This window comes from Vibrio sp. 10N.239.311.G01 (assembly GCF_041465805.1).
Lineage (GTDB): Bacteria > Pseudomonadota > Gammaproteobacteria > Enterobacterales > Vibrionaceae > Vibrio > Vibrio crassostreae_C.
Window position 1 is genome coordinate 287636 of the sequence record NZ_JBFSRM010000002.1, and the last position, 21372, is coordinate 309007.

The following is a 21372-nucleotide window of genomic DNA, read 5'->3' on the forward strand; positions in this document are numbered from 1 at the left end:
AGTTCGAGTGCATTTACGTGGCAGTTATATTTCACTCATATGACAATAAGCCATTGTTTACTGTCACATTCCTGTTAACTCCATGGTTTACCTTATTAAGCACACGAACTTATGGACTAGATCAGTAATGAGAACATTGGGCACCGGGCAATCAGGGACACAGTTAGGAAGAATTAAGGCGAGTATTCGAGAGCAGCTTCAATCAGGTATCTTCATTGAAGGGCAAAAACTGCCATCCGAAAGAAACCTTAGTGAGCTGTTTTCCACCACACGAATCACGCTCAAAGATGCATTGGTGTCATTAGAAACCGAAGGTCTGATATACAGAGAAGAGCGTCGAGGCTGGTATGTGTCACCCGAACGAATTCGCTACAACCCGCTGTCTCGCTCTCACTTTCATCAAATGATTCGCGAACAACATCGTATTGCAGAAACAAGGCTGCTGAGCACCCGCACAGAGATGGCCGCGGGCGATTACGCCAAAGCATTAGAGATAGAACAGATAACGCCGATACACGTGATTGAGCGACTACGCTTTATTGATGGCCGAGCGGTGCTGTTTGTTGAAAACGTCTTAAAAGCGCCGTTGTTTGAGAAGGTGTTGTCAGAAAACCTCACCATGTCGCTGACAGGCATCTACCGAGAAAAATACGGCTACGAGACCCAACGCTCGCGTTTTGATGTAATTCCAACTTCTGCCCCTGCTCATGTCGCCAAGGCGCTGAATTTGGCTGAGGGGCAGCCTGTTCTTAAGATCTGTCGAGTGAACTACAAACAAGATGGCGAGTTGATGGACTGCGAGTTGGAATACTGGCGACCGGACTCTGTGGTCATTCATATTGACAGTATTGGTTAGCATCACATAACCATTTGCCTAGTTTTAGGTTTAAGTTTGGGTTTGGGAAGAAAAAACGAGCACAGACAAAAACTCCGACTGATTAGGTCGGAGTTTTGGATTTAGCGATCAAACATTAAGGTGATGTGGATCATCTAGTTCACGAATCAAGCTTGAGGAACTGCCTTACCCTTGGTGAGTCTGGGTTAGTGAAGAACTTCTCTGGGTTGGACTTCTCAATCAAGATGCCCTTCTCAAGGAATACCACTTGATCCGACACCTGACGCGCGAATTCCATCTCATGTGTCACAACCACCATGGTGTAGCCCTCTTGCGACAGTTTCTTCATCACCAACAACACCTCTTCGACCAATTCAGGATCGAGTGCTGACGTTGGTTCATCAAACAGCAACACATCCGGCTCCATCGCGAGAGCTCTGGCAATAGCGACACGTTGCTTTTGCCCACCCGATAACATGCTTGGGTAGTTCTCTAGTTTGTGCGACATCCCAACCTTATCGAGTTGCTTACGTGCCATCTCTTCGGCGTCTGATTTCGCTATCTTCTTAACGTGAACCAGCGCTTCCATAACGTTTTGCAACACGGTTAAATGCGGCCACAAGTTGAAGCTTTGGAAAACCATTCCAAGACGCTCTCGAAGTTTCGCCAACTCTTTGTATTTGAGTGGCTTACCCGTTTCAGAGTTGATACCAATACGCTCATCACCCATAAAAATCGTGCCGCGCTCTGGCTGCTCTAACCAGTTCATGCAACGCAGTAGCGTCGATTTCCCCGAACCTGACGAGCCGAGAATACTCACCACATCGCCTTTGTTGATGTTGAGGTTGATGTCTCGCAGTACTTCGATGCCATCAAACTGTTTCGACAGGTTTTCAACCTTGATGATCGTCTCTCGTTCTTCCAATAGTGGCTCGCACTCAATCACTTCCAAATTCACGCCCAAAGAAGGGTTAATCGGTGCTTCCGTTTCAATAATCTCTGATTGTTTAAGCATGGCTAAGTCCTCTAAGTTCAACTTTGGTTTGGATTCGTTTGGTGATGGTTTCAAGTGCAATACTCACGGCCCAGTAGAGCGCGATAGCAATGATGAACGCATTCAATGGGATGAAGTACGTTGATTGAATGCTGTTGGCGGCCGCGGTAATTTCTGCGACGGTGATGATGCTAAGAAACGCAGTGTCTTTTAAGCAGATGATGAGTTGGTTCGTGATCAGTGGAACCGACTTAAACAACACATTTGGGGTAATAACTCGGGTAAATGTTTTGAATTTAGAGAAGCCATAAGCGTGCGCCGCTTCGATGTAACCTGGCTCTAATCCTTTACGAACACCTCGGAAAATCTCACAAAAATAGGTACCGTGATAGAGACTTAGCGCGATGATTCCCGCTGTAATCGCATCGAGTCGAATACCAACCTGCGGCAACCCGTAATAGAGCAGGTACGCTAAGATAAGAAACGGCAAGGTGCGCATCATGCCTATCAAACTATTGATGGTGTACTTCACACCAAGTTTTGAGTTTTCGAGGCAATACAACAAACCGATGCCAATGATGAAACTCAAGATTGAAGACGAAACAAAAAGATAAAATGTGGTCACAAACCCTGAAGCAAACAGCTCTTTTTGTTGCCAGATAATATTCCATTCTTCCATATTTACTCCTTAAACTTACCCGCTCAATAACGCATCACAAGCAGGTAAATGGTGTTTCTGACCAAGTAGCCATGACGGCTAAACTGTGGTTGTTGTTGATAGCTGTGACTGAGGTAGATTACTGATAGCCACACTTACTACTGCAGATAAGTAGCTCGGTTTTCAGCCACCGCTTGCAACTTCACCAACACGCCAATAATCAACATGTAAATGGCACCGGCACATAGAATCGGCCCAAGTGGTTCATAGGTAACCGCAGAGATTCGATTGGTGACACGAGTTAGGTCGACGATGCCGATCACCGCAATCGCCGGGCTGCCTTTGATTAAGAACGACATCTCATTGACTAGCGCTGGTAGGCTCATGATCACCATTTGCGGGAACATGATGCGGCGAAAATAAGCGATACGTCTCATACCAATGGCTTCTGCCGCTTCCATTTGTCCTTTTGAAAAGTTAAGAAAGGCATTGCGCCAAATCTCTGCATTGAATGCCGATGTATTGAGTGTGAGAGCTAAAATAGCAGAAACGTGTTTATCTAAATTGATGCCAAATGACGGAAAAGAAAGGAAAATAAACAGAGCCAGTGTCACCAAAGGCGTTGCTCGTGCCCAGCTGACATAGATACCCAGCATTTGATCCACAAACGGGATTTTCATCATTCGAATTAAAGCAATGACTAGCCCGATGACGACACCTAATACAATCGAGACTGCCGATATCCATGCAGTAGCCCACGCGCCCTGTAGCAACTGTTCCCAAGCGTAATAATCCATAAACGACCTCTTTGATAAGCGACTTCTTTCGATAGGTTTTGCGCAAATGACTCATGAGTTAAACCGCTTTGAACCCATTGGCATGGACACAAACAGCCGTTAACTGTTTGTGTCAGCGCATGCTTATCCATCTATTGGACTGCTGTTAGCTTGTGATACTGCTCAACGGAAGTGATGGCCTCTGAAGGCAGTTGGTCGAACGACTCACCGAACCACTTCTTCTGCAACTCCGCCATTTTTCCTGTTTGCTCTAGGTGCAGGAAAAATTCCGTTAAATAAGCCAAAAGCTCAGGGTTCTCTTTAGGAACAGGCCAGCTCACGAAACCAGGACCAGACACCGCCTCGCCTTTTTTGAACACCTTCGCTTTGGATTTCACTACCTCGTTAACAGAAACCACACTGTTGATCACGTAGTCTATTCGGCCGATCGCCAAGTCGGAATACGCTTCTGGGTAGGATTGATACTGCACCACTTTACCCAAAGACTTGCCTTGTGCTTCGAGCATCACTTCTAGCTCTGGAAGCCTTTCTAGCAAAGCACTGCCCGCTTGTAAGCCCACGGTTTTTCCATCTAAATCCGCTACCGTATTAATGTCTTCCGCATCAGCTCTGGTTAAGAAGTAATGCTGCGCTGAAGCAATCGGTGGTGTGAAGTCAAAGGCCTTCAAGCGAGCATCGGTAATGATCGCGCCAGTTAACGCCACATCATATTGACCGGCTGATACCGAAGCGAGTAACCCTGTCCAAGGTAAGATCTCTTGCTCAATATCGAACTTCGAATATTCACGTAACTCATCAAGCAAATCTTTGTTAATCCCCGCAGGCTTACCGCGGTCGATATAGTTGAATGGAGAGTAGTTATCTTCTGTCGCCACTTTCATGAAGCCTTGCTTTTCGATGGCTGCAAGCTCCGACGCTTGTGCAACACCAAAACAACCCAGTACAACTGTCGCTGCCGCTGTTGAAACCCATGCCTTCATCGTCATTCCCTGTTTCATACGCTTTCCTTATCGAGATTATTTGCCTGCCTTTACTTTATGAACGGAACGCATCGAAGACGTAGAGCCAATTTAATTTTCAGGTTGGGACAGAGCGATTTTCTAGTTTGGGACAAAGTAACTTTCGGGTTTGAGATAGCAAAAAACTGTCCCTAGAACATCAATATGAACTCTGGCGCATTTCTTGCTTTTTTATACAAATTGGACTGAGGTTCACTGAGAATAAGGACTGTATCTCATGGCGATAAATCACAATTGTTTCATCGAGTTTGATTCCAAAAGAAGCCTGCAAGAACAAGTACGTAGCTATTTGGTGACGGCGATATTGAATGGTATTTTTCCGGCTGAACAAGCGCTTCCGTCTTGTCGTAAGCTGTCTAGCCAATTGGGTGTTTCACGCAATACTGTCTCCTTGGTGTACGACAGTTTGCTCGACGATGGCTACCTCATCAGTAAACCTCGCAGTGGCTATTACCTTTCAGAAAAGTATCAAAAACCGAGTGACACAATCGACGCGAGTTTGGATCATTTTGAATCAACCGACAGCGACAATGCACCGGATTGGAGCAAACGCGTTAAGCTGCAATTGGGCCAATACCCACGCATCGTCAAACCCTCGCATTGGAGTTGTTACCAATACCCATTTATTTTTGGCCAACCCTCTATCAATGACTTCCCATTAGCTCAATGGCGAGAAGCGACAAGAAAGGTCACCTCAGACCCACATGATCACCGCTGGCTTTGCGACAAGGTCGATAAAGACGTCGACATGCTGGTCGAACAGATACGCACAAGGGTGCTCCCACAGCGCGGTATTCATGCCCAAAGTGATGAGATCCTCATAACCTTAGGTTCGCAGAATGCGCTGTATTTGATTTCGACTTTGCTCATGAACCATCAGAGTCGAGTCGGAGTCGAGAACCCCGGCTACAAAGAAGCGAATCACATCTTCAATCTCTCTGGCGCGCAGTTACACCCGCATCAAGTGGATGAACAAGGATTGAGATTCAATGAGCACTCTTCACTGTGTGATCACTTCTATGTCACGCCTAGCCATCAAGCTCCAACCGGCGTCACCATGAGTGATGAGCGTCGAACTCAGTTACTTGAAATGGCCAAAGCCAATGACGCGGTAATTATCGAAGATGACTATGACGCCGAGTGCAACGTGGAGTGGAATCCTAAACCCGCGCTAAAAGCCAATGACAAGGAAGGGAGAGTCATCTACGTCAGCAGCTTCTCTAAGCTACTGGCACCCGGCTTGAGGTTAGGCTACATCGTGGCACCTGAAGAGTTAATCTACGATCTTAGAATACTGCGTCGCTTGATGTATCGACACGCACCAAGCCGCGTTCAGATGGAAGTGGCGCACTTTATTGAACAAGGCTACTACGACAGCTTTGTGAGGCGCTTTAGGGAAAACACACGCCAGCGCTGGAAGCTGATCAACGATGCGGTCTTGAAGTACCTACCTGACTGCAAGCGACTGGCTCAAAGCGAGCAGGCCAACTCTCTGTGGCTACAAACGCCCAGTCACATCAATAGCCAACGCTTAGCGTCACGAGCCGCACAAAAAGGGATTTTGATTGAGACAGGGTATTCACACTTTATGACGAATACCGAAACGGAATCGGGCTGTGAAGCATTGTCAGAATATGACCCCAATTCCTATTTTCGATTGGGCTTTCACGCCATCGACAAAGATCTGATCGCACCCGGTATCAAAGAGCTGTCAGAGGTGATGAAGATCTAGCATCACTTAATAGCAGTTTGACCAGACTGATTTAGTGAAAGAACGTAAAAAGAGCATCAATCGATGCTCTTTTGTCGTTTCTGAAGGTTAGGTTTGGCACGTTGAAAAGAACGGGGAATTCTTTGTCAAAGTGCCTTGGTTGCTGTGCTGGCTATCTTATTGGAGACTTAAGAAGCGAGTTCAAACAACACTTCATCAATGATCTTAACGCCTTTCTTTATATCGCTTGGCTGAATAACCAAAGGTGGCGCAACGTGAATGCGGTTATTCACAATGAAGGTCAACAGGCCTCGCTTGGTCAATTGCGCTTTCAATTGCCCCATTTTTTCATTGCTTAAAGGTGTTTTACTTTCACGATCTTCCACCAGCTCAACCGCCCAGAACATCCCTTTACCGCGCACATCACCAATCATAGGGTGCAACTCTTGAAGGCTCAGTAGGAGCGGCCCTAGAACGCTGTTACCGACGTTATCAGCATGTGTGACAATGCCCTCTTGCTCCATCACATCGAGCGTTGCAACGATAGAAGCCATCGCCAAAGGGTGACCAGAGTACGTTAAGCCGCCCATAAAGAAGTTTGACTTAAAGTGCTCAACGATCGGTTCGCTGACCACCACGCCACCAGCCGGCACATAACCCGAGTTCACCCCTTTCGCGAAAGTAATCAGATCCGGCACTACATTAAAGTGCTCAAACGCAAACCACTTACCCGTGCGGCCAAAGCCGACCATGACTTCATCGAATATCAACTGAATGCCATGTTTGGTTGCCAGCTCACGCACGCCGATAAGGTAATCTTTGGGCGGAATGAGAAAACCAGCCGTTCCCGGAATCGTCTCTAGGATAATCGCCGCAATCGCCGTTGGTCCTTCGCATTCAATCACTCGCTCTAAATGCTGCAGGGCACGCTCACTCTCTTCTGCCTCAGTCGCCGCGTTGAATTCGCTTCGATAGAGAAATGGATTGAAGAAGTGAACGTGCCCACGGCTATACTCGTTTGGAATTCGACGAAAATCCCCCGTCGCAGCAATAGCAGTACCTGTATTGCCATGGTAAGAACGGTAAGCAGATAGCACCTTGTCGCGCCCTGTGAATTGTCGCGCCATGCGAATCGCATTTTCGTTGGCATCTGCCCCTGCATTGGTAAAGAACACCTTCTTAAACGAGCTTGGCGCTTTCGACAAGATACGCTTAGCCGCCAAACCACGCGTGAGGTTGGCGGTCGCAGGGGCAACGGTCACTAATGAATCAGCCTGATCTTTAATCGCTTTGATCACTTGTGGATGCTGATGACCAATGTTGGTGTTAACCAGTTGGCTACTAAAATCAAGGTATTCTTTACCTTCGTAGTCCCACATTTTGCATCCTTGCCCACCCGCAATGGCGATAGGCTCCGCTGCTTCTTGAATCGACCAAGAATGAAATACGCTCTTGTCGAGGTCGATAATATCTTGGTTCACAAGCTGTTCTGTTGATACTTCCATTTCATCGTCTCCATTAACAACACTAGATTCACAGCCGCTCGTGCTTGGCTCGTCTTCGAGAATGAAAGACACAAAACACGACATTGAAAAGGCTGCGCTATCGGATGGAATAATCTTCATCCCAAACAGGGCGGAGGTCATAGTGTCAGTTTCAACAAAACATTGGGCCAGTACATCAGCCCAAGTCTCATCCCCGATCCAACAAACTGCCTGACCCAATCCAATCGTCGATCTGGCTCTATTCAAAACTCTTAGGTGTGAATAGATTGAAAGGCAGACGAGACAGGTCTCATCGAACGCTAATTAACGCAGCAGCAATATCAAAAGCAAAGAGGTGAGCAAGAGTGGAATTAGGATTAGCGATGACATTGATTCTGTTTGCAGGAGTAGTTCGAGGCTATTCAGGATTTGGGTTTGCGATTATCGTAGCGCTTTCCCTCAGCTTTATTGTTCCACCATTGCAAGCGGTAACCATCGCTATCTTGTTGGACTTTTTAAGTGCCTTTCCTCTGCTCAAGCGAAGTAAAACCACCATCAATATCCGGCTTATTGCGCCGCTGTGTATTGGCATGTTGGTTGCGGTGCCTTTCTCGCTGTATTTCATTAGCACGATATCGGAATCAGGCTTGAAGGCCTTTATCGCGATGATGTCTTTGGTCGCTGGCACGCTGATTATTTTGGACTTACGCCTCACTTGGTTGCACCAACGACACGCGTTTTGGGCGGGAGCCATTTCGGGGTTTAGCATGACCACCGCTTCTTCAGGAGGTCCGCCATTAGTGACGTATTTGATGAACCTGACCATTAAAACCAGTGAACAGAGAGCCACCGCGATTGTGTTTTTTCTGCTGAGTTCAGCGATTTCACTGATCGGCTTCATATGGATTGGCGCATTTAACCAAGAATCGTTCATCACAGGTTTATGGCTATTACCGGCAGCTTTGATTGGCAATGTACTGGGGCAAAAACTGTATCTATCAGTACCGAACTTGTCTGCAAAAACAACGACCGCGCCGATTTTGATCGGCATGGCACTACTTATGTTAATTTCAAATTAGAAGGATGTATTTATGGATAAGATAGCGTTCATTACAGGGGCAACCTCTGGTTTCGGCAAAGCGGCAGCAAAACGTTTCGCAGAAGATAACTGGTCGTTAGTGCTGTCTGGTCGTCGAATCGAAAGGCTACTCGACCTAAAGGAAGAATTAACGGTGCCTGTGCATGTAATTCAACTCGACGTTCGAGACGCAGACGCCGTAAAACAAGCCATTGATTCATTACCCGCTGAATTTTCATCGATTACCGCATTGGTCAATAATGCTGGGTTAGCTTTGGCACCAGAAGGCGCGCCTGATGTGGACTTGAAAGACTGGCACACTATGATCGATACCAATGTCACAGGCTTGGTTAATGTTACTCATGCGCTGTTGCCTACGTTAATTAAAAAAGGCGCAGGAAGCTCAATCATCAATGTTGGGTCAATCGCCGGACAGTGGCCTTACCCAGGAAGCCATGTGTATGGTGCCAGCAAAGCGTTCGTAAAGCAGTTCAGTTACAACCTACGTTGTGACTTACAAGGCACAGGGGTACGAGTGACTGACCTCTCCCCTGGTATTGCAGAAACGGAATTTACTCTTGTAAGAACTAAAGGTAACCAGACGGCTTCAGACAACCTTTACCAAGGCACTACACCGTTGTCAGCAGAGGATATTGCCGAGCAGATGTTTTATATCGCAACCTTGCCAGATCACATCAACATTAACCGAATCGAAGTGATGCCGACACGTCAAGCATGGTCTGCGTTCGCAATCGATAGAGATTAAGTTCAAACCGACACATACAAAAAAGGTGGTCTTTTCAGGCCACCTTTATCATTTCTTTCACACGATACTTCAAATATAACCAACGGCATAAAAGACTATGTCTAATTCGCCTCATTACTCTTTTAATGAAAGTAAGATTAGAGATACTCAACTAAACAATGTGCTGCTCATGTTCTTTGTTTGATTCCGTCTCTTTCGACAAGAAACTCGCTACGATCTCTCTCAGTTTGCCTTGGTTAACCGGTTTAGGTAAAAACTCATCCATGCCTACATCGAAGCACAAATGCTTGTCTCGCTGCACGACGTTGGCCGTCAGCGCAATGATTGGAATATGCTTTGCAGCCCCTTCTTCGAGCGCTCGGATCTGCTTGGTCGCTTCGAAGCCATCGAGAACCGGCATCTGACAATCCATAAAAATCATCTCGTATTCGTTGGCTTTGAATTTCTCGACACCAATTTCACCGTTGTCGGCAATATCAACCTCAAAGCCAAGCTTCTTGAGCATCATCTTGGCGACTTGTTGGTTTACTCGCGAGTCTTCAACAACTAAAACTGTACCACTAAATTCTCCGGCAACTGCGACAGGTTTTGACTCTGCTTGAATTGGAGCTTGTTTATCGGCTGGTGTGGCGTTTACAGAGACAATGGGAGCATCTTTAACAACCGCTGCAGGTTTACTTAACGGCACAGGTTCATTGTCTTTAAACGCAACCTCTCCTCTGTTCGGATAGGTAAAGACTGAAGTATCAGCCGCTCTCGCGAGTACCTCACTGATGGTCCATTTAAGCTGATTATCTTGGTAAGGACGCGCAATGTAGGCAACAAAACCGACTTGTTTAGCACGAGCTTCATCTTGCTTTCTAGGGTCAGCAGAGATCATCACTAACTTGGGACACTCGCTACCAAAGCGTTCAACTAAGCTTCTCGCCAGTTGAAAGCCATCAACGGACGGCATTACTTTGTCTATCAGAACGAGATCATAAGGTGATGACTTAGCCACAGACTCTGAAACCAACTCTAACGCTTGGTTTGCCGTTTCACAGCACTCAGACTTAACGCCAAAGGATTGAAGCTGTGTAGACGTTATACGCATGTTCAGCTGGCTATCATCCACAAGCAGAACCGAAACCTTATTGAAATCGATATTGCTTTCATCGGCTTCTAAACACGGGTCAAAGTCAGCCGTAAAATAGAAGGTACTGCCTTTACCTTCAACACTGGTGAGTTCAAGCTTGCTGCCCATCAATGTCACTATCTTCTCGCATATTGTTAGACCAAGCCCTGTGCCTCCATAAATACGTGTGGTACTGCCGTCGGCTTGTTGAAACTTATCGAACACCGATTTCTGTTTGTCTTCTGCAATACCGATACCGCTGTCGACAACCTCGAACCTCACTCTGAGTTTTTGCTCAGGCTCAACCACCTCTTCCAAACGAAGCGAGAGCGTGACGTGGCCATGCTCGGTAAATTTAATCGCGTTACCTACTAAGTTATTTAGGACTTGTCTTAGTTGTATACCGTCGCCAATCACCATGGTTGGGATCTTAGGGTCGATCGCTAATTGGAATCGAAGCCCTTTCTGTTCAGCTTTCACTCGAAAGGTTGATTCAACGTCGGCCGCAATGCCCATCATTTTCATCGGCTCTTGCTGAAGCTCTAGTCGCCCCGCTTCGATCTTCGAGTAATCGAGAATGTCGTTGATTAAGTCGAGCAACGTAAGCGAAGAGGTGTTGAGCATGTTGATGTACTCTTTTTGCTCTTTCGGCATATCCATTTCAGAGAGCAAAGACGACAACCCGATAATCCCATTCATTGGTGTACGGATTTCGTGACTCATATTGGCAAGAAATTCACTTTTATTGCGGTTGGCCACCTCAGCAACGTCTTTGGCTTTTTCCAGCTCTTGATATTGTTGACGAATACGTTCTACCGATCGGTTATAGCTACTCTCTAGAGTCGATATCTCATCTTTGTAAGTAGAGTGAGTTGGCGTTATAAAGCGCGGTTTGTTGTCTTCGACCTGTTGTTGGTTGATTTGGGAAGACATAGTCATCAAACGTTTTACGACAAGACGATAGACGATGGTTAAACATACGAGAGACAACAAGAAGATTTTAACGGCTTCGAAGGCGAGCAACAATAACACTCGTTCTTCAAAGTCATCTAGGATCATGCTCAAGTCTGATTGCACCGTGAGCGTCGCCAACGGGAAGTCTGTGCCGCCCATCTGGTGCACCATTTCCCAAGACTGAGAATAAGATTGGCCTTCGGTCTTTTGACCTAACTCTAGAATTTTTTCATCGGGACTTTCGATAAGAAGGTAACTGACCGAAGGGAGGCGAGAGATGCCTTCGGCTTGCACAAACAATTGCTCTCGATCTTCAACCCACAAACTTGCCGTTAAACCAGAAAGGTAGCCAGCCTTGACCTGCTCGATCTGAGAGCTGATAAAAGAAACTCGACTTTGGTACTCTACATACAACCCGAGACCTGTCACTATAACTGTGAATAAGGTACTGATCGCTATTATCATCCCGATCAACTGTCGGGAGAGTCCAACGTAGCGTTTTCCTTTTGTCACCATACACAAATTACCATTATTGTTATCCTAGCAAACTACAATTACTCAACTAGTATAATAGTAGTCATTCATCAAATAACTAGGGAAGGTTATGAAAAAACATCTTATCGTTGCATCCATAGTCAGTTTGTTTTCAAGCAGTTATGCTTCTGCAAGCGAACCTCTTCACTACTACATTATTGCGAGCCAAGCGCAACCTTTTCAAATCGAAACTGACGGGTCATCTCACAGAGGAATTGTTTCAGATATTGTGGAAGCCGTGTTTGATGACAGCCAATATGAGATCAACTACCACACCTACCCTTTTAATCGAATGATCGACAAGCTCGATGCGAGAGAGAATCCAAACTGGGTTACCTATGGCAGCCCTAGTTGGGGGAATATTCAATCTGCGAACCTATCTGAAGACCCGATTTACAATGTAAAACACGTATTACTCAGCAGCGGTAAAAAGCCATTTGAGTTCAATACAATCGATGATCTCGATGGGAAAGCCGTGGTATTGCTGAAAGGATTTGAGTATCCGAACTTGGAATCTTATATCCAACAGGGCAAGCTCAACGAGATTCGAGTAAAAGATTACACTGCTGCGTTTCGTGTCCTGAACCGAGCACCTGGCGACACCGTGTTTGTGGAAATGGAATCACGAATCAAATACAACCTAAACGAGCAAAAACTGAGTATTGATGATTACCAGATGCATGAGTTTGGTTCTGTCATCAATAACTACCCTATCCATTTGGCGTTTGACCCTGAGATGGATCCTAAGCTGCAAAGCTTCATCAACCAACGCCTAGACCAAATGAAAGACGATGGACAGCTTGACGACATCGTACAGAGTTACTTATAGCACCAGCGTAACGTAGAACTTATCAACGGATAGCTTAGTCACGTACGTTAACTCTCGTTGATGCCTGACTCTCTAAAACCGAAAAGGCCGCCCTGCTTCATACTAGATAGCAGGGCGGCCTTTTAAATGCGTCTAAGGAGTAATGATAAGCATGCCGCTATCTGAATCGACGAATCAGTGCGAAGCAATTAAATGCAGTTGCTGAGTACGCAGCTGTTGTCGCACCGCCATCAATATCTCGCCCAAACGGTTCTCGCCAGTTCCATCGCCCCCATCCCCCCAAAAACTATCTTTGTGAGAATGTTCTTTAATCACTGAATCACCCGTATTAGTAAGAAACAAAGCAAACTGCGGATTCTGTCTGAACTTCTCGGCCACGATGAACTCCATCACTTCAACACGAATATCGTACCAATCCTCACGTACTTGGTCTTCATAATCACGACTTAAGGAAAAGGCTTCTGCGGGCGTTCTGGCTTCGAGAATGATATTGCGTAACGCTTGAGAGGAGAACTTCATCGCTTGGTAATAATGTTCGCTGGTAGCCCAAATTTGGTCACCAACCTCGATAGGACAAGCTGCAAAGTTTGAAAGGTATCCGTTTGGATCTTCAGGTTCATAAAACAGCACCTCTTTCGCGTGAGCCACAGAATTAGACATAGCTTTCTCCTTACCAACGACATCGCATATTTTTGCGTTAACTTTAAAATTAGTGGCGTTGAATATTGCTGTCAAACAACTTAGTTCAAGAGTATGCCATGTGCGTGTTTTTCATCTGAAAAGCGTAATATCACAAGGGATAGGCTAAACGGAACAGTGAGCCAAAGAATCAAGGAGTTGATTAAATCTGGATAGGAAACATGAAAAAACACTTATAAATCAAAGGGTGGCGTTGTGCCACCCTTCTAAATGCAATGGGGATTATTAGTGAATAAGACCTAGCTCCCTCGCTTCTTCCAGACTCAAACCGCTTTCTCTAATTTCTCTTAGAGTCTCGATACGACGACGAGCTTCAGCAGACTTCATTTTCTTTTCTGGTTTGAAAGATACTTCTTCTTCAGCATCCCACTTGTTTGCAATATTTGTCATTTCATCATGGTTGATAGAATTAATGGACATGTTTTCCTCCGAAAAGCACCATGTAATGGACAGGTAATCTGTAGCAAATGCTTTTTCGCTTGTTAAGAAATTCTGTACTGAAGTGTGATGATTCCAACGCTTCACAAAGCTAATTAATAAATGCCTCATTTAAACTTTGCCAAAGCCATTTTCTGCAATTATATTTAAAAGATTCCCCATAAGAAATGTGGTTTGATCCAACTCTCATTTTCCCCTCTTTCAATGCAATCAAATCCGTTAGCTTTCACATAGGCTAAGGAGAGATTTTCGGCTTAGCCGGAGAATCTGGCTGCGGGAAAAGCACCTGCGCACGATTGATGACCAAGGTTTACCCTGCGACAGAGGGAGAGATACTGTTCAAAGGCAGAGACATCTCTACTCTGAAAAGCCGTAAAAATATCTTGGATTATCGCAGCCGTGTGCAAATGGTTTTTCAAGACCCCTTTGGTTCACTCAATCCCACTCACACTATTGATCACCATTTAACGCGCCCACTTAAGATCCATAAACAGGTAGCCACTAAACAGGCTCTCACAGAGCGCCTCAAAGAGTTATTAACGCTGGTGGAGTTACCCATCGAAACGCTAGCCAAATACCCGCACGAGCTCAGTGGGGGCCAAAGACAGAGGGTTAACCTAGCCAGAGCACTGGCCGTTGGCGCTGAGGTTATTCTTGCTGACGAACCCACCTCGATGTTGGACGTTTCGATTCGACTTGGCGTGTTGAACTTGATGCAAAAAATGAAGAAAGAGTTAGGCATAGGCTTTTTGTACATAACCCACGACCTTGCCACGGCACATTACATCGCTGAAGAGACGGCGGTGATGTACAAAGGGCAGATCGTCGAGTGGGGATCAACCCAGTCGATCTTGACCAATCCACAACACCCGTACACTAAGTTGTTGATCTCTGCGGTACCAGATCCCGATCTGCCATTTGGCGAACTCGTCAAAAATGAGCCAAACTATTCAATAGACGCTGATCGTATTCGAGAGCAGAGCAGTGAAATACAGCATGAAATCAAACAAGTTTCTGATAATCACTTTGTAAAACAGTGGGATAACGTTGCATGAATGAACTAGACACTTGGTTAGAGCGGATCGGAGATTGGTACAAAGACCGAAAGCATGATCAAGTGGACCGGTTAGAACCTTTGATCTTAACGCCTCCAGATGCGCTCTGGGGGCCATTGATCACGGATGAGCAGAGCAAAGGCATCGCATGTTGGCTAGACGGATGCCTGAGAATCTTTACTTTCTATCGCCACCTCGCGGATTCATCGAATCCGGAGTTGGCTTCGCAGGAGGCCAGCAGCTCAAGCCATCAAGATAAAGCCTACCAATACCTAATGTTTGCCTACAGTAAGCTGCAAGCGGTGTCATGTGACCCAAAATCAGAAGCAGGATTGCAAGAGTGGTGTACACAGCGGCTACAACACTTGTGTGTATTGGCTTTGGAGTTTACGAACCAACAGCAAGAACCACGTTGGAAAGCAGAGTCTGAAAAATTGATCGAGTCGCATGTACGCTTTATGGCAACCCATCTCCGAAACGATGATCAAGGCATTATTCAACGCCATCTCCACTGATCAAGCCCTTCTCGATCAAGCATCAAATCAGAATCTCACCAGAGCTAGATCCGTAGAAAGCATGACCGAGCCTTGATCATGCTTCGGCGTTTAACTATGTAAGCTATTGAATTTTAGGCAAAAAAAAGCGAGTCCCTTGGGAACTCGCAAAAATCTATTCAGTATGATGTAACAAAATATGAGCCAATCTATTAATCACAAGAAAGGACAAAGGTTGTCTATTCGGGATAAATAATAATCAACTAGATGCGCTACTTTGTCATCACTTTGTCAGCGTTAGGTGCGATTTTAATCAGCACCTAATGTGTTCAAAACTATCCATTCAGCGACGGTAAAACAGGCTTATCGCGATAGGATAATGACTAGTGGCCAATCGCCATTTCATCGAGCGCAAGGAACACGTTTTCGTCTAAATGACCTTCATGAACTTGTTTACACACTTTACGACGCACCGCTAAACCAGAGATCAAACGTTCAATGGACAGATGTCGATTGCTGGTGCTATCTCGGTCGTTATATAGCTCAATCAAGCGACTCAGTGTTTCGTATGGGATAACGTCCTCCCCTACTCTCAACCAATCAAGCTTCTCAATGAGCTCTGAGCACTCTTCTTTGATTGAGGCATGTGAGTGCCCTGTCATAGCAGATAAAGCCGTTATGCTGCGTTCTAGAGCCTCTGCAGAGGTATATTTAGAGAGAGTAATCATGATCTCGTCAGCGTTGATCTCAACAGAGTGTTTACGCTGCTTAACTCGACGTCCCAATTTGCCTCTTGGCGACGGTGCTTTACGCTGAATTGGCTCAAACTCACCGTCGATAATCTCAGACAGCTCTTCCAGTTTCTGCTTAGACACCATTTCGTTACGAAGTGGGTTCGGCAGCGTTGGTGCCATATTACGCTTACCTGCGTTAGTGGTACGCGCTCTTGAGTAACGTAATACTTCTTCCACATTACATTTGATATCTACCTGATAATCGGTCGTTTTCCCTTTTTCGATCAACGCGGTGATCGTCAAGTGATAACCCCATAGATTAACCAGGAAGGTATCTTCTTGATCCCCGACTTCACCCAATTTTCTGAGCTCGCGGATCAGATCCATCGAGAAACGACGCCAATCGATGTTACGCGCCAATTTCTGGTTGAGCTCACTGAGCAACATGCTATCTGAATGGCGACGTGCCATGCGGCTTCTAAAGTACGAATACACTTGGAAAACCAAGGTATGTTGCTTCAGGATTTCTGGCGGAAATAGGAAGAAATAGTCACGCGTCAGCAGCTCTTCGTAGAACGAAGGTTCCCAAACCAGGATGTATAGGTTCGGTTTAATGCGAATTTCGCCGTCAGAGCCCTCTGTAGGCGCTTCTTCCGATGCTGTAATGGTTCTAGCTAAGAATCGGAAACGATCACTCTTAAAGCCTTCTGGCATGTTCTCACTAAGCCAACGGCCTGTAAGCTCGTGCAGTTGGAAATCCGTGAATTCGATACGATCAATACTGTCGCGGATCGAATCACGAGCAGGGCCGCTGTCTTTCTTGCCACGTAAAGACAAAATATCAGTGATGTAGAGTGGTGTTTTGTTCGGCGTGTGTTTCGCGTCTAGATGGTAATCATCTTGGTGGTGATCATGATATTGAACGGTGAGCGTGAATAACGCGAATAACGTCATCAGATCGTCAACGGTCATGATATTTTTAGAAGATCTTGTCTCGATCACAGCTCGAGTGCCAGAGATCGAAACCATGGATTTCTGGTAGCTCTTACGAGTTCTAGGTGGCGCTAACGCTTGATCAATAATCCCCGCCCAATTGGTTGGCGAAACAATGAATTGATCCGCTTCATCTTTCATCGTTGGTGGGGTATTCAACCCATGTTCATTCAGTAAGCGCTTGTTTACTTTGGTTTGAGCTAGGGCTTTAGAGCGCTTTTGCTTTTCATTTTGCTTCACGCTTTCTGTCACTAAGCTGGTGGCACCCAGCACCGATATCAATTGGTTTGGGTTCACAAAGCGATGCAACATGGTTTTACCAGCAAGGCCTTCTTCAAAGCGAACGGGGATTTGTTTGAACAATCCGATATTAACTGCAGCTCTCAGCCTTTGCTGTAAGGCTGCGCGAGTGACTTGACCATCGGTTGATTCAATAATCTCAGTGGTGGAAACGTACCCGTCTTTACTGCTAAACCCACGAAGTGAAATTAGGTTAAGAAGCTCAACTATGCTTTTGGTGACACCTTTGAAGTGTTGATATTGTTCTATCCATTCAACGGCTGTTTCAGATACCTCAAATAAATGACCATCTTTGTGGCTTCGTGCTTTAATTAACAATTTCTCTTCTGGTTTCATTTTTGATCCGTATCACACTAACCGTAATTTCACTATAGTTCCTGAATGATAAAGAAAGAATGATCATAAATAAAGAGAATTTATTGGCTTTTAAATAACTGATCTTTTTGATTAATATGATCTTAAATGATTAAGTGATCTAATGATCTGGACGTAACTTTGCTTATAAGTGGCTGAATTTAAAGCATTAAAATAAACCGCCTTGGAAAGCATGATCATAAAGGTTCCGAAACTATGATCATTAAACTTAAGAAAGCATGATCACAGAACATCAGAACGATGATCATTAAGTCATTGTAAGCATGATCATTATTGGTTCGAAAGCATGATCATTATACTTATACAGCTTATCCACAGATCGGAATTCAACATCGGTTTCTAAGTCGCTTTTGACTTGTCTAAGTGGACACTTGTGGTGGCCAATCTATCGGAACAATGATCAAGAGAGCATACTTTTTTATCGTTCCTACCCTATTGAGTGCAAAATTTAGTCTGTATCCGCTGGAAATGGATTGCTTTGATGTATTTAGAGCGGGTGGGTCTTAACTAGGAAGCATGATCATGAAATTGTCATGTTTGTGTATTCTTGGTCTGTGTCGATTGAATTTTCAATCATTGAGCCCTTATAGGCGTTGAATCCCCATTCCAAAAGCATTTGTCCGTAACTTAGTTCATAAATTACATGCTTCCGGAACTATGTTTACTTGATCATTTTTCCGGAGGTTGATCATTTTCAATGTGCAGTTGCTCGGATCAATATTGCTCAGTTTACGCCTTGATCATGCTTCATAATTTGGCGTTATCAATTATCTTACACTGGATGTGATCCATGATCATTCTTCCGGTTAGGTTCCAATCCTCTGTTGTTTTTTGACACCCCATCTTCTCTTCTGTTTTGAATTTTTTGGTCATTGAGTGTTTTTTAATTTTTATTGGATTGAAAATCTATAAATTCGAATGCAAATCACACCAACCGTAATCTACGGTTGTATTTCAATCGTTCCGAAGGTTTTTCGTTGAAATTCCATTTACATTGTAAATAAGTGATGCTGTAACATTTAAAATGTAGACTAGAAATAGCATGGTTATACATGATAGAAACAGTCATTTTTGTGTTTGTCTAAGGCGATGTTTCATCAAATTGTAAAAACGCGGTCTATTTTATGTGATTTTACTCATAAATGTATGTTCATGTTTTTGTTGTGTTTGTTGTTAATCGCTGTACAATTTGTACTTAGTTAATCATTACGGAAACTGGCAATGAAAAGAGAACAAACGATTGATAAGCTCTATCAGCTAGCCGAACAAACTCAACAAGTTCAGGCTGACCGAATTGAGATTATTTTGGAAGAGCGAAGTGATGAACATTTCCCTCCAATGTCTAAAGCTATGATGGAGACTCGTTCTGGTTTAACGCGTCGTAAGCTCGATGAAGCGATCACTAAACTTGAAGCTGATGGCCATCAGTTCACAAAGAACAACGCTAATCATTACTCGATTTCATTGACAGAAGCTCACATGTTGATGGACGCGGCAGAAGTGCCGAAGTTCCATGAACGTAAGCAGCACGCTGACAATAAGCCATGGATTATCAACGTACAAAACCAGAAGGGTGGTACGGGTAAATCAATGACAGCAGTTCACTTAGCCGCTTGTTTGTCTCTGAATTTGGATAAGCGCTACCGTATCTGTCTGATTGACTTGGACCCACAGGGCTCTTTGCGTCTGTTCCTAAATCCACAAATTAGTGGGGCAGAGCACGACAGCATCTATTCTGCCGTCGATATCATGTTGGACAACGTGCCTGAAGGCCAAGATGTCGATCTAGAGTTTCTTCGTAAGAACGTACTATTGCCAACTCAGTATCCAAACCTGAAGACAATTTCTGCTTTCCCAGAAGATGCGATGTTTAACGCTGAAGCGTGGCAAAGCCTTTCACAAGATCAGTCACTTGATATTGTTCGTCTGTTAAAAGAGAAGCTTATCGACAAAATCGCCGATGATTTCGATGTGATTATGATTGATACCGGCCCGCACGTTGACCCTCTAGTATGGAATGCAATGTACGCGTCGAACGCACTTCTGATTCCATGTGCAGCTAAGCGTTTGGATTGGGCTTCAACGGTTAACTTCTTCCAGCACTTACCAACGGTTTACGAAATGTTCCCGGATGATTGGAAAGGTCTCGAGTTTGTTCGTCTAATGCCAACCATGTTTGAAGACGACAACAAGAAACAGGTGTCAGTTCTGACGGAAATGAACTACCTGTTGAATGATCAAGTAATGATGGCAACCATTCCAAGAAGCCGTGCTTTTGAAACCTGTGCTGACACTTACAGCACGGTTTTCGATCTAACGGTAAGCGACTTTGAGGGCGGTAAGAAAACTCTAGCTGTTGCTCAAGACGCAGTACAAAAAAGTGCTCTAGAATTAGAGCGCGTATTACATAGCAACTGGCCTTCACTTAATCAGGGATAACAACAATGGCAATTAAAACATCTGACTTAAATGCAAAGCTATTTGGTAAAGCAAACAAACGTCGCGTAGCAACACCACAAGAAGCGCAAACAGCGGCAAAAGAGCAGGCTCAAGTGATTGAGCTTTCTGTTGCTGGCGAAGATTTGGTTTCATTTGAATTGGTTCGAATTCCTGCGGCTGAAGTGGTAACTCGAACGGTTGTTTTTGAAGAGAATGCTCGTGAGCAATCTTTCTTAAACGAGCATGCGCTTTCTGATGTTCTTACAACATTGAAAGAACGTGGTCAGCAATACCCAGCAGTTGGTCGTAAGAACAAAGACGGTAAGATTGAAGTTCTTGATGGTAGCCGTCGTCGTATGTCATGTATTTTGGCTGACAAAGAGTTCCTAATCTATGTTGCTGAAAACATTAACGGCGAACACGCTAAGTTCCTATCAGACGTAGCTAACGCTCATAAACCGCTTTCTCTTTACGAGAAGGGCAAAGAGATGCAAGCGAAGCTGGACAAAGGCGAAGCTGAAGACCAGAAAGCACTGGCAAAAATGTTCCAGTGCAGTGAAGCTTTGGTGAGTGGTGCATTGAAAGCAGCCGCTTTGCCACTTGAATTGCTACAAGCTTACCCAAATGTGAGCGACCTTGGTCGTCCAACTATTGTTAAACTGCACAAGCAGTTTGGTGGATTGACGAGTGAACAGCAGCAAACACTGCTGACTAAGTGTGATGCTTCTGAAGGTTTTGTATGGCAGCGTAGCGAAGCTCAAGGCGTAACTCGTCTAACCAAAGACGTGACCGAAACATTGGAAGGTTGGATTCTTGAATTGGCGCCAGCGCCAGCGAAGAAAGCTTCTCCAAAAGTTGAGCTTATTAAGGGCCGCGTATCATACAGCCGCAAGGGTTCAAACTTGGCGTTGAACCTTAAGAAAGTTGATGACGCAACAATGGAAGAAATCCTCGCCTTCGTACAATCGAAGCTCGACTAAGTCGACGACTTTTCATTACTCCTCTAAAGCCGCTTTATGAAGTGACCCCGTAAAGTTGGACATTTCTGTTAAGCGGCTTTCAAGGCCTGAGT

Annotated in this window: 17 protein-coding genes and 1 pseudogene; 9 read left to right on the forward strand and 9 right to left on the reverse strand. The window is 45.0% G+C overall.

The genetic code is table 11. The annotated features are described in order from the left end of the window. The first annotated feature begins 127 nt into the window (after nt 1–127). The gene (locus AB6D06_RS02705; protein WP_004732583.1) at nt 128–856 is read left to right on the forward strand and encodes a UTRA domain-containing protein; all 729 of its coding nucleotides are present in this window, start codon (nt 128–130) and stop codon (nt 854–856) included. Nucleotides 857–995: 139 nt separating this feature from the next. On the opposite strand, the gene AB6D06_RS02710 is transcribed toward AB6D06_RS02705, so the two are convergent. From AB6D06_RS02710 to AB6D06_RS02725, 4 genes are all read right to left on the reverse strand, one after another. Then, a complete protein-coding gene (locus tag AB6D06_RS02710) occupies nt 996–1850 on the reverse strand; it encodes an amino acid ABC transporter ATP-binding protein (protein WP_065584483.1) in 855 nt (284 codons plus the stop codon). Next, nucleotides 1843–2508 carry an amino acid ABC transporter permease gene (locus AB6D06_RS02715; RefSeq protein WP_017061228.1) on the reverse strand — a complete coding sequence of 222 codons (666 nt, stop codon included), beginning with the start codon at nt 2506–2508 and terminating at the stop codon, nt 1843–1845. Before AB6D06_RS02715 ends, AB6D06_RS02710 begins: the two co-directional genes overlap by 8 nt. A gap of 137 nt (nt 2509–2645) precedes the next feature. Beyond that, nucleotides 2646–3284 carry an amino acid ABC transporter permease gene (locus AB6D06_RS02720; RefSeq protein ID WP_372109913.1) on the reverse strand — a complete coding sequence of 213 codons (639 nt, stop codon included), beginning with the start codon at nt 3282–3284 and terminating at the stop codon, nt 2646–2648. Nucleotides 3285–3415: 131 nt separating this feature from the next. After that, nucleotides 3416–4282 carry a transporter substrate-binding domain-containing protein gene (locus tag AB6D06_RS02725; protein WP_102332332.1) on the reverse strand — a complete coding sequence of 289 codons (867 nt, stop codon included), beginning with the start codon at nt 4280–4282 and terminating at the stop codon, nt 3416–3418. Between the two features lie 238 nt (nt 4283–4520). Between AB6D06_RS02725 and AB6D06_RS02730 the strand changes: the two genes are divergently transcribed. After that, entirely contained in the window at nt 4521–6035 is a 1515-nt protein-coding gene (locus AB6D06_RS02730; RefSeq protein WP_102393382.1) for a PLP-dependent aminotransferase family protein, read from the forward strand. A gap of 167 nt (nt 6036–6202) precedes the next feature. Here the strand turns inward: AB6D06_RS02730 and AB6D06_RS02735 are convergent, their stop codons facing one another. Next, a complete protein-coding gene (locus AB6D06_RS02735; RefSeq protein ID WP_017066353.1) occupies nt 6203–7519 on the reverse strand; it encodes an aspartate aminotransferase family protein in 1317 nt (438 codons plus the stop codon). A gap of 362 nt (nt 7520–7881) precedes the next feature. Between AB6D06_RS02735 and AB6D06_RS02740 the strand changes: the two genes are divergently transcribed. Next, nucleotides 7882–8577: a sulfite exporter TauE/SafE family protein gene (locus AB6D06_RS02740; RefSeq protein ID WP_017061223.1), complete on the forward strand. Its 696-nt coding sequence runs from the start codon at nt 7882–7884 to the stop codon at nt 8575–8577. Between the two features lie 12 nt (nt 8578–8589). Further along, nucleotides 8590–9342: an SDR family NAD(P)-dependent oxidoreductase gene (locus tag AB6D06_RS02745; RefSeq protein WP_372109914.1), complete on the forward strand. Its 753-nt coding sequence runs from the start codon at nt 8590–8592 to the stop codon at nt 9340–9342. 151 nt (nt 9343–9493) lie between these two features. Here AB6D06_RS02745 and AB6D06_RS02750 read toward each other — a convergent pair whose 3' ends face one another. Further along, nucleotides 9494–11926: a response regulator gene (locus tag AB6D06_RS02750; protein WP_102332334.1), complete on the reverse strand. Its 2433-nt coding sequence runs from the start codon at nt 11924–11926 to the stop codon at nt 9494–9496. A gap of 88 nt (nt 11927–12014) precedes the next feature. Between AB6D06_RS02750 and AB6D06_RS02755 the strand changes: the two genes are divergently transcribed. Next, complete coding sequence (locus AB6D06_RS02755) at nt 12015–12773, forward strand: ABC transporter substrate-binding protein (protein WP_065584480.1); 759 nt, start codon at nt 12015–12017, stop codon at nt 12771–12773. A gap of 174 nt (nt 12774–12947) precedes the next feature. Here the strand turns inward: AB6D06_RS02755 and AB6D06_RS02760 are convergent, their stop codons facing one another. Both AB6D06_RS02760 and AB6D06_RS02765 read right to left on the reverse strand, forming a co-directional pair. Continuing rightward, entirely contained in the window at nt 12948–13433 is a 486-nt protein-coding gene (locus AB6D06_RS02760; protein ID WP_372099547.1) for an NADAR family protein, read from the reverse strand. Nucleotides 13434–13697: 264 nt separating this feature from the next. Next, nucleotides 13698–13892, reverse strand: a complete 195-nt coding sequence (locus tag AB6D06_RS02765; protein WP_017061218.1) for a hypothetical protein — start codon at nt 13890–13892, stop codon at nt 13698–13700. Between the two features lie 185 nt (nt 13893–14077). Between AB6D06_RS02765 and AB6D06_RS02770 the strand changes: the two are divergent. Next, nucleotides 14078–14965: pseudogene (locus AB6D06_RS02770) on the forward strand (ABC transporter ATP-binding protein). Continuing rightward, on the forward strand, nt 14962–15480 hold the full coding sequence (locus tag AB6D06_RS02775; RefSeq protein WP_372109915.1) for a transcriptional regulator: 519 nt from the start codon (nt 14962–14964) through the stop codon (nt 15478–15480). Before AB6D06_RS02770 ends, AB6D06_RS02775 begins: the two are co-directional and overlap by 4 nt. Nucleotides 15481–15842: 362 nt before the next feature. Here the strand turns inward: AB6D06_RS02775 and AB6D06_RS02780 are convergent, their stop codons facing one another. Then, entirely contained in the window at nt 15843–17822 is a 1980-nt protein-coding gene (locus tag AB6D06_RS02780; protein WP_017061215.1) for a replication initiator protein RctB domain-containing protein, read from the reverse strand. A gap of 1260 nt (nt 17823–19082) precedes the next feature. On the opposite strand from AB6D06_RS02780, the gene AB6D06_RS02785 reads away from it, so the two are divergent. After that, nucleotides 19083–20300: a ParA family protein gene (locus tag AB6D06_RS02785; RefSeq protein ID WP_017061213.1), complete on the forward strand. Its 1218-nt coding sequence runs from the start codon at nt 19083–19085 to the stop codon at nt 20298–20300. Nucleotides 20301–20305: 5 nt separating this feature from the next. Further along, entirely contained in the window at nt 20306–21280 is a 975-nt protein-coding gene (locus AB6D06_RS02790; RefSeq protein ID WP_136974557.1) for a ParB/RepB/Spo0J family partition protein, read from the forward strand. The last annotated feature ends 92 nt before the right edge of the window (nt 21281–21372 follow it).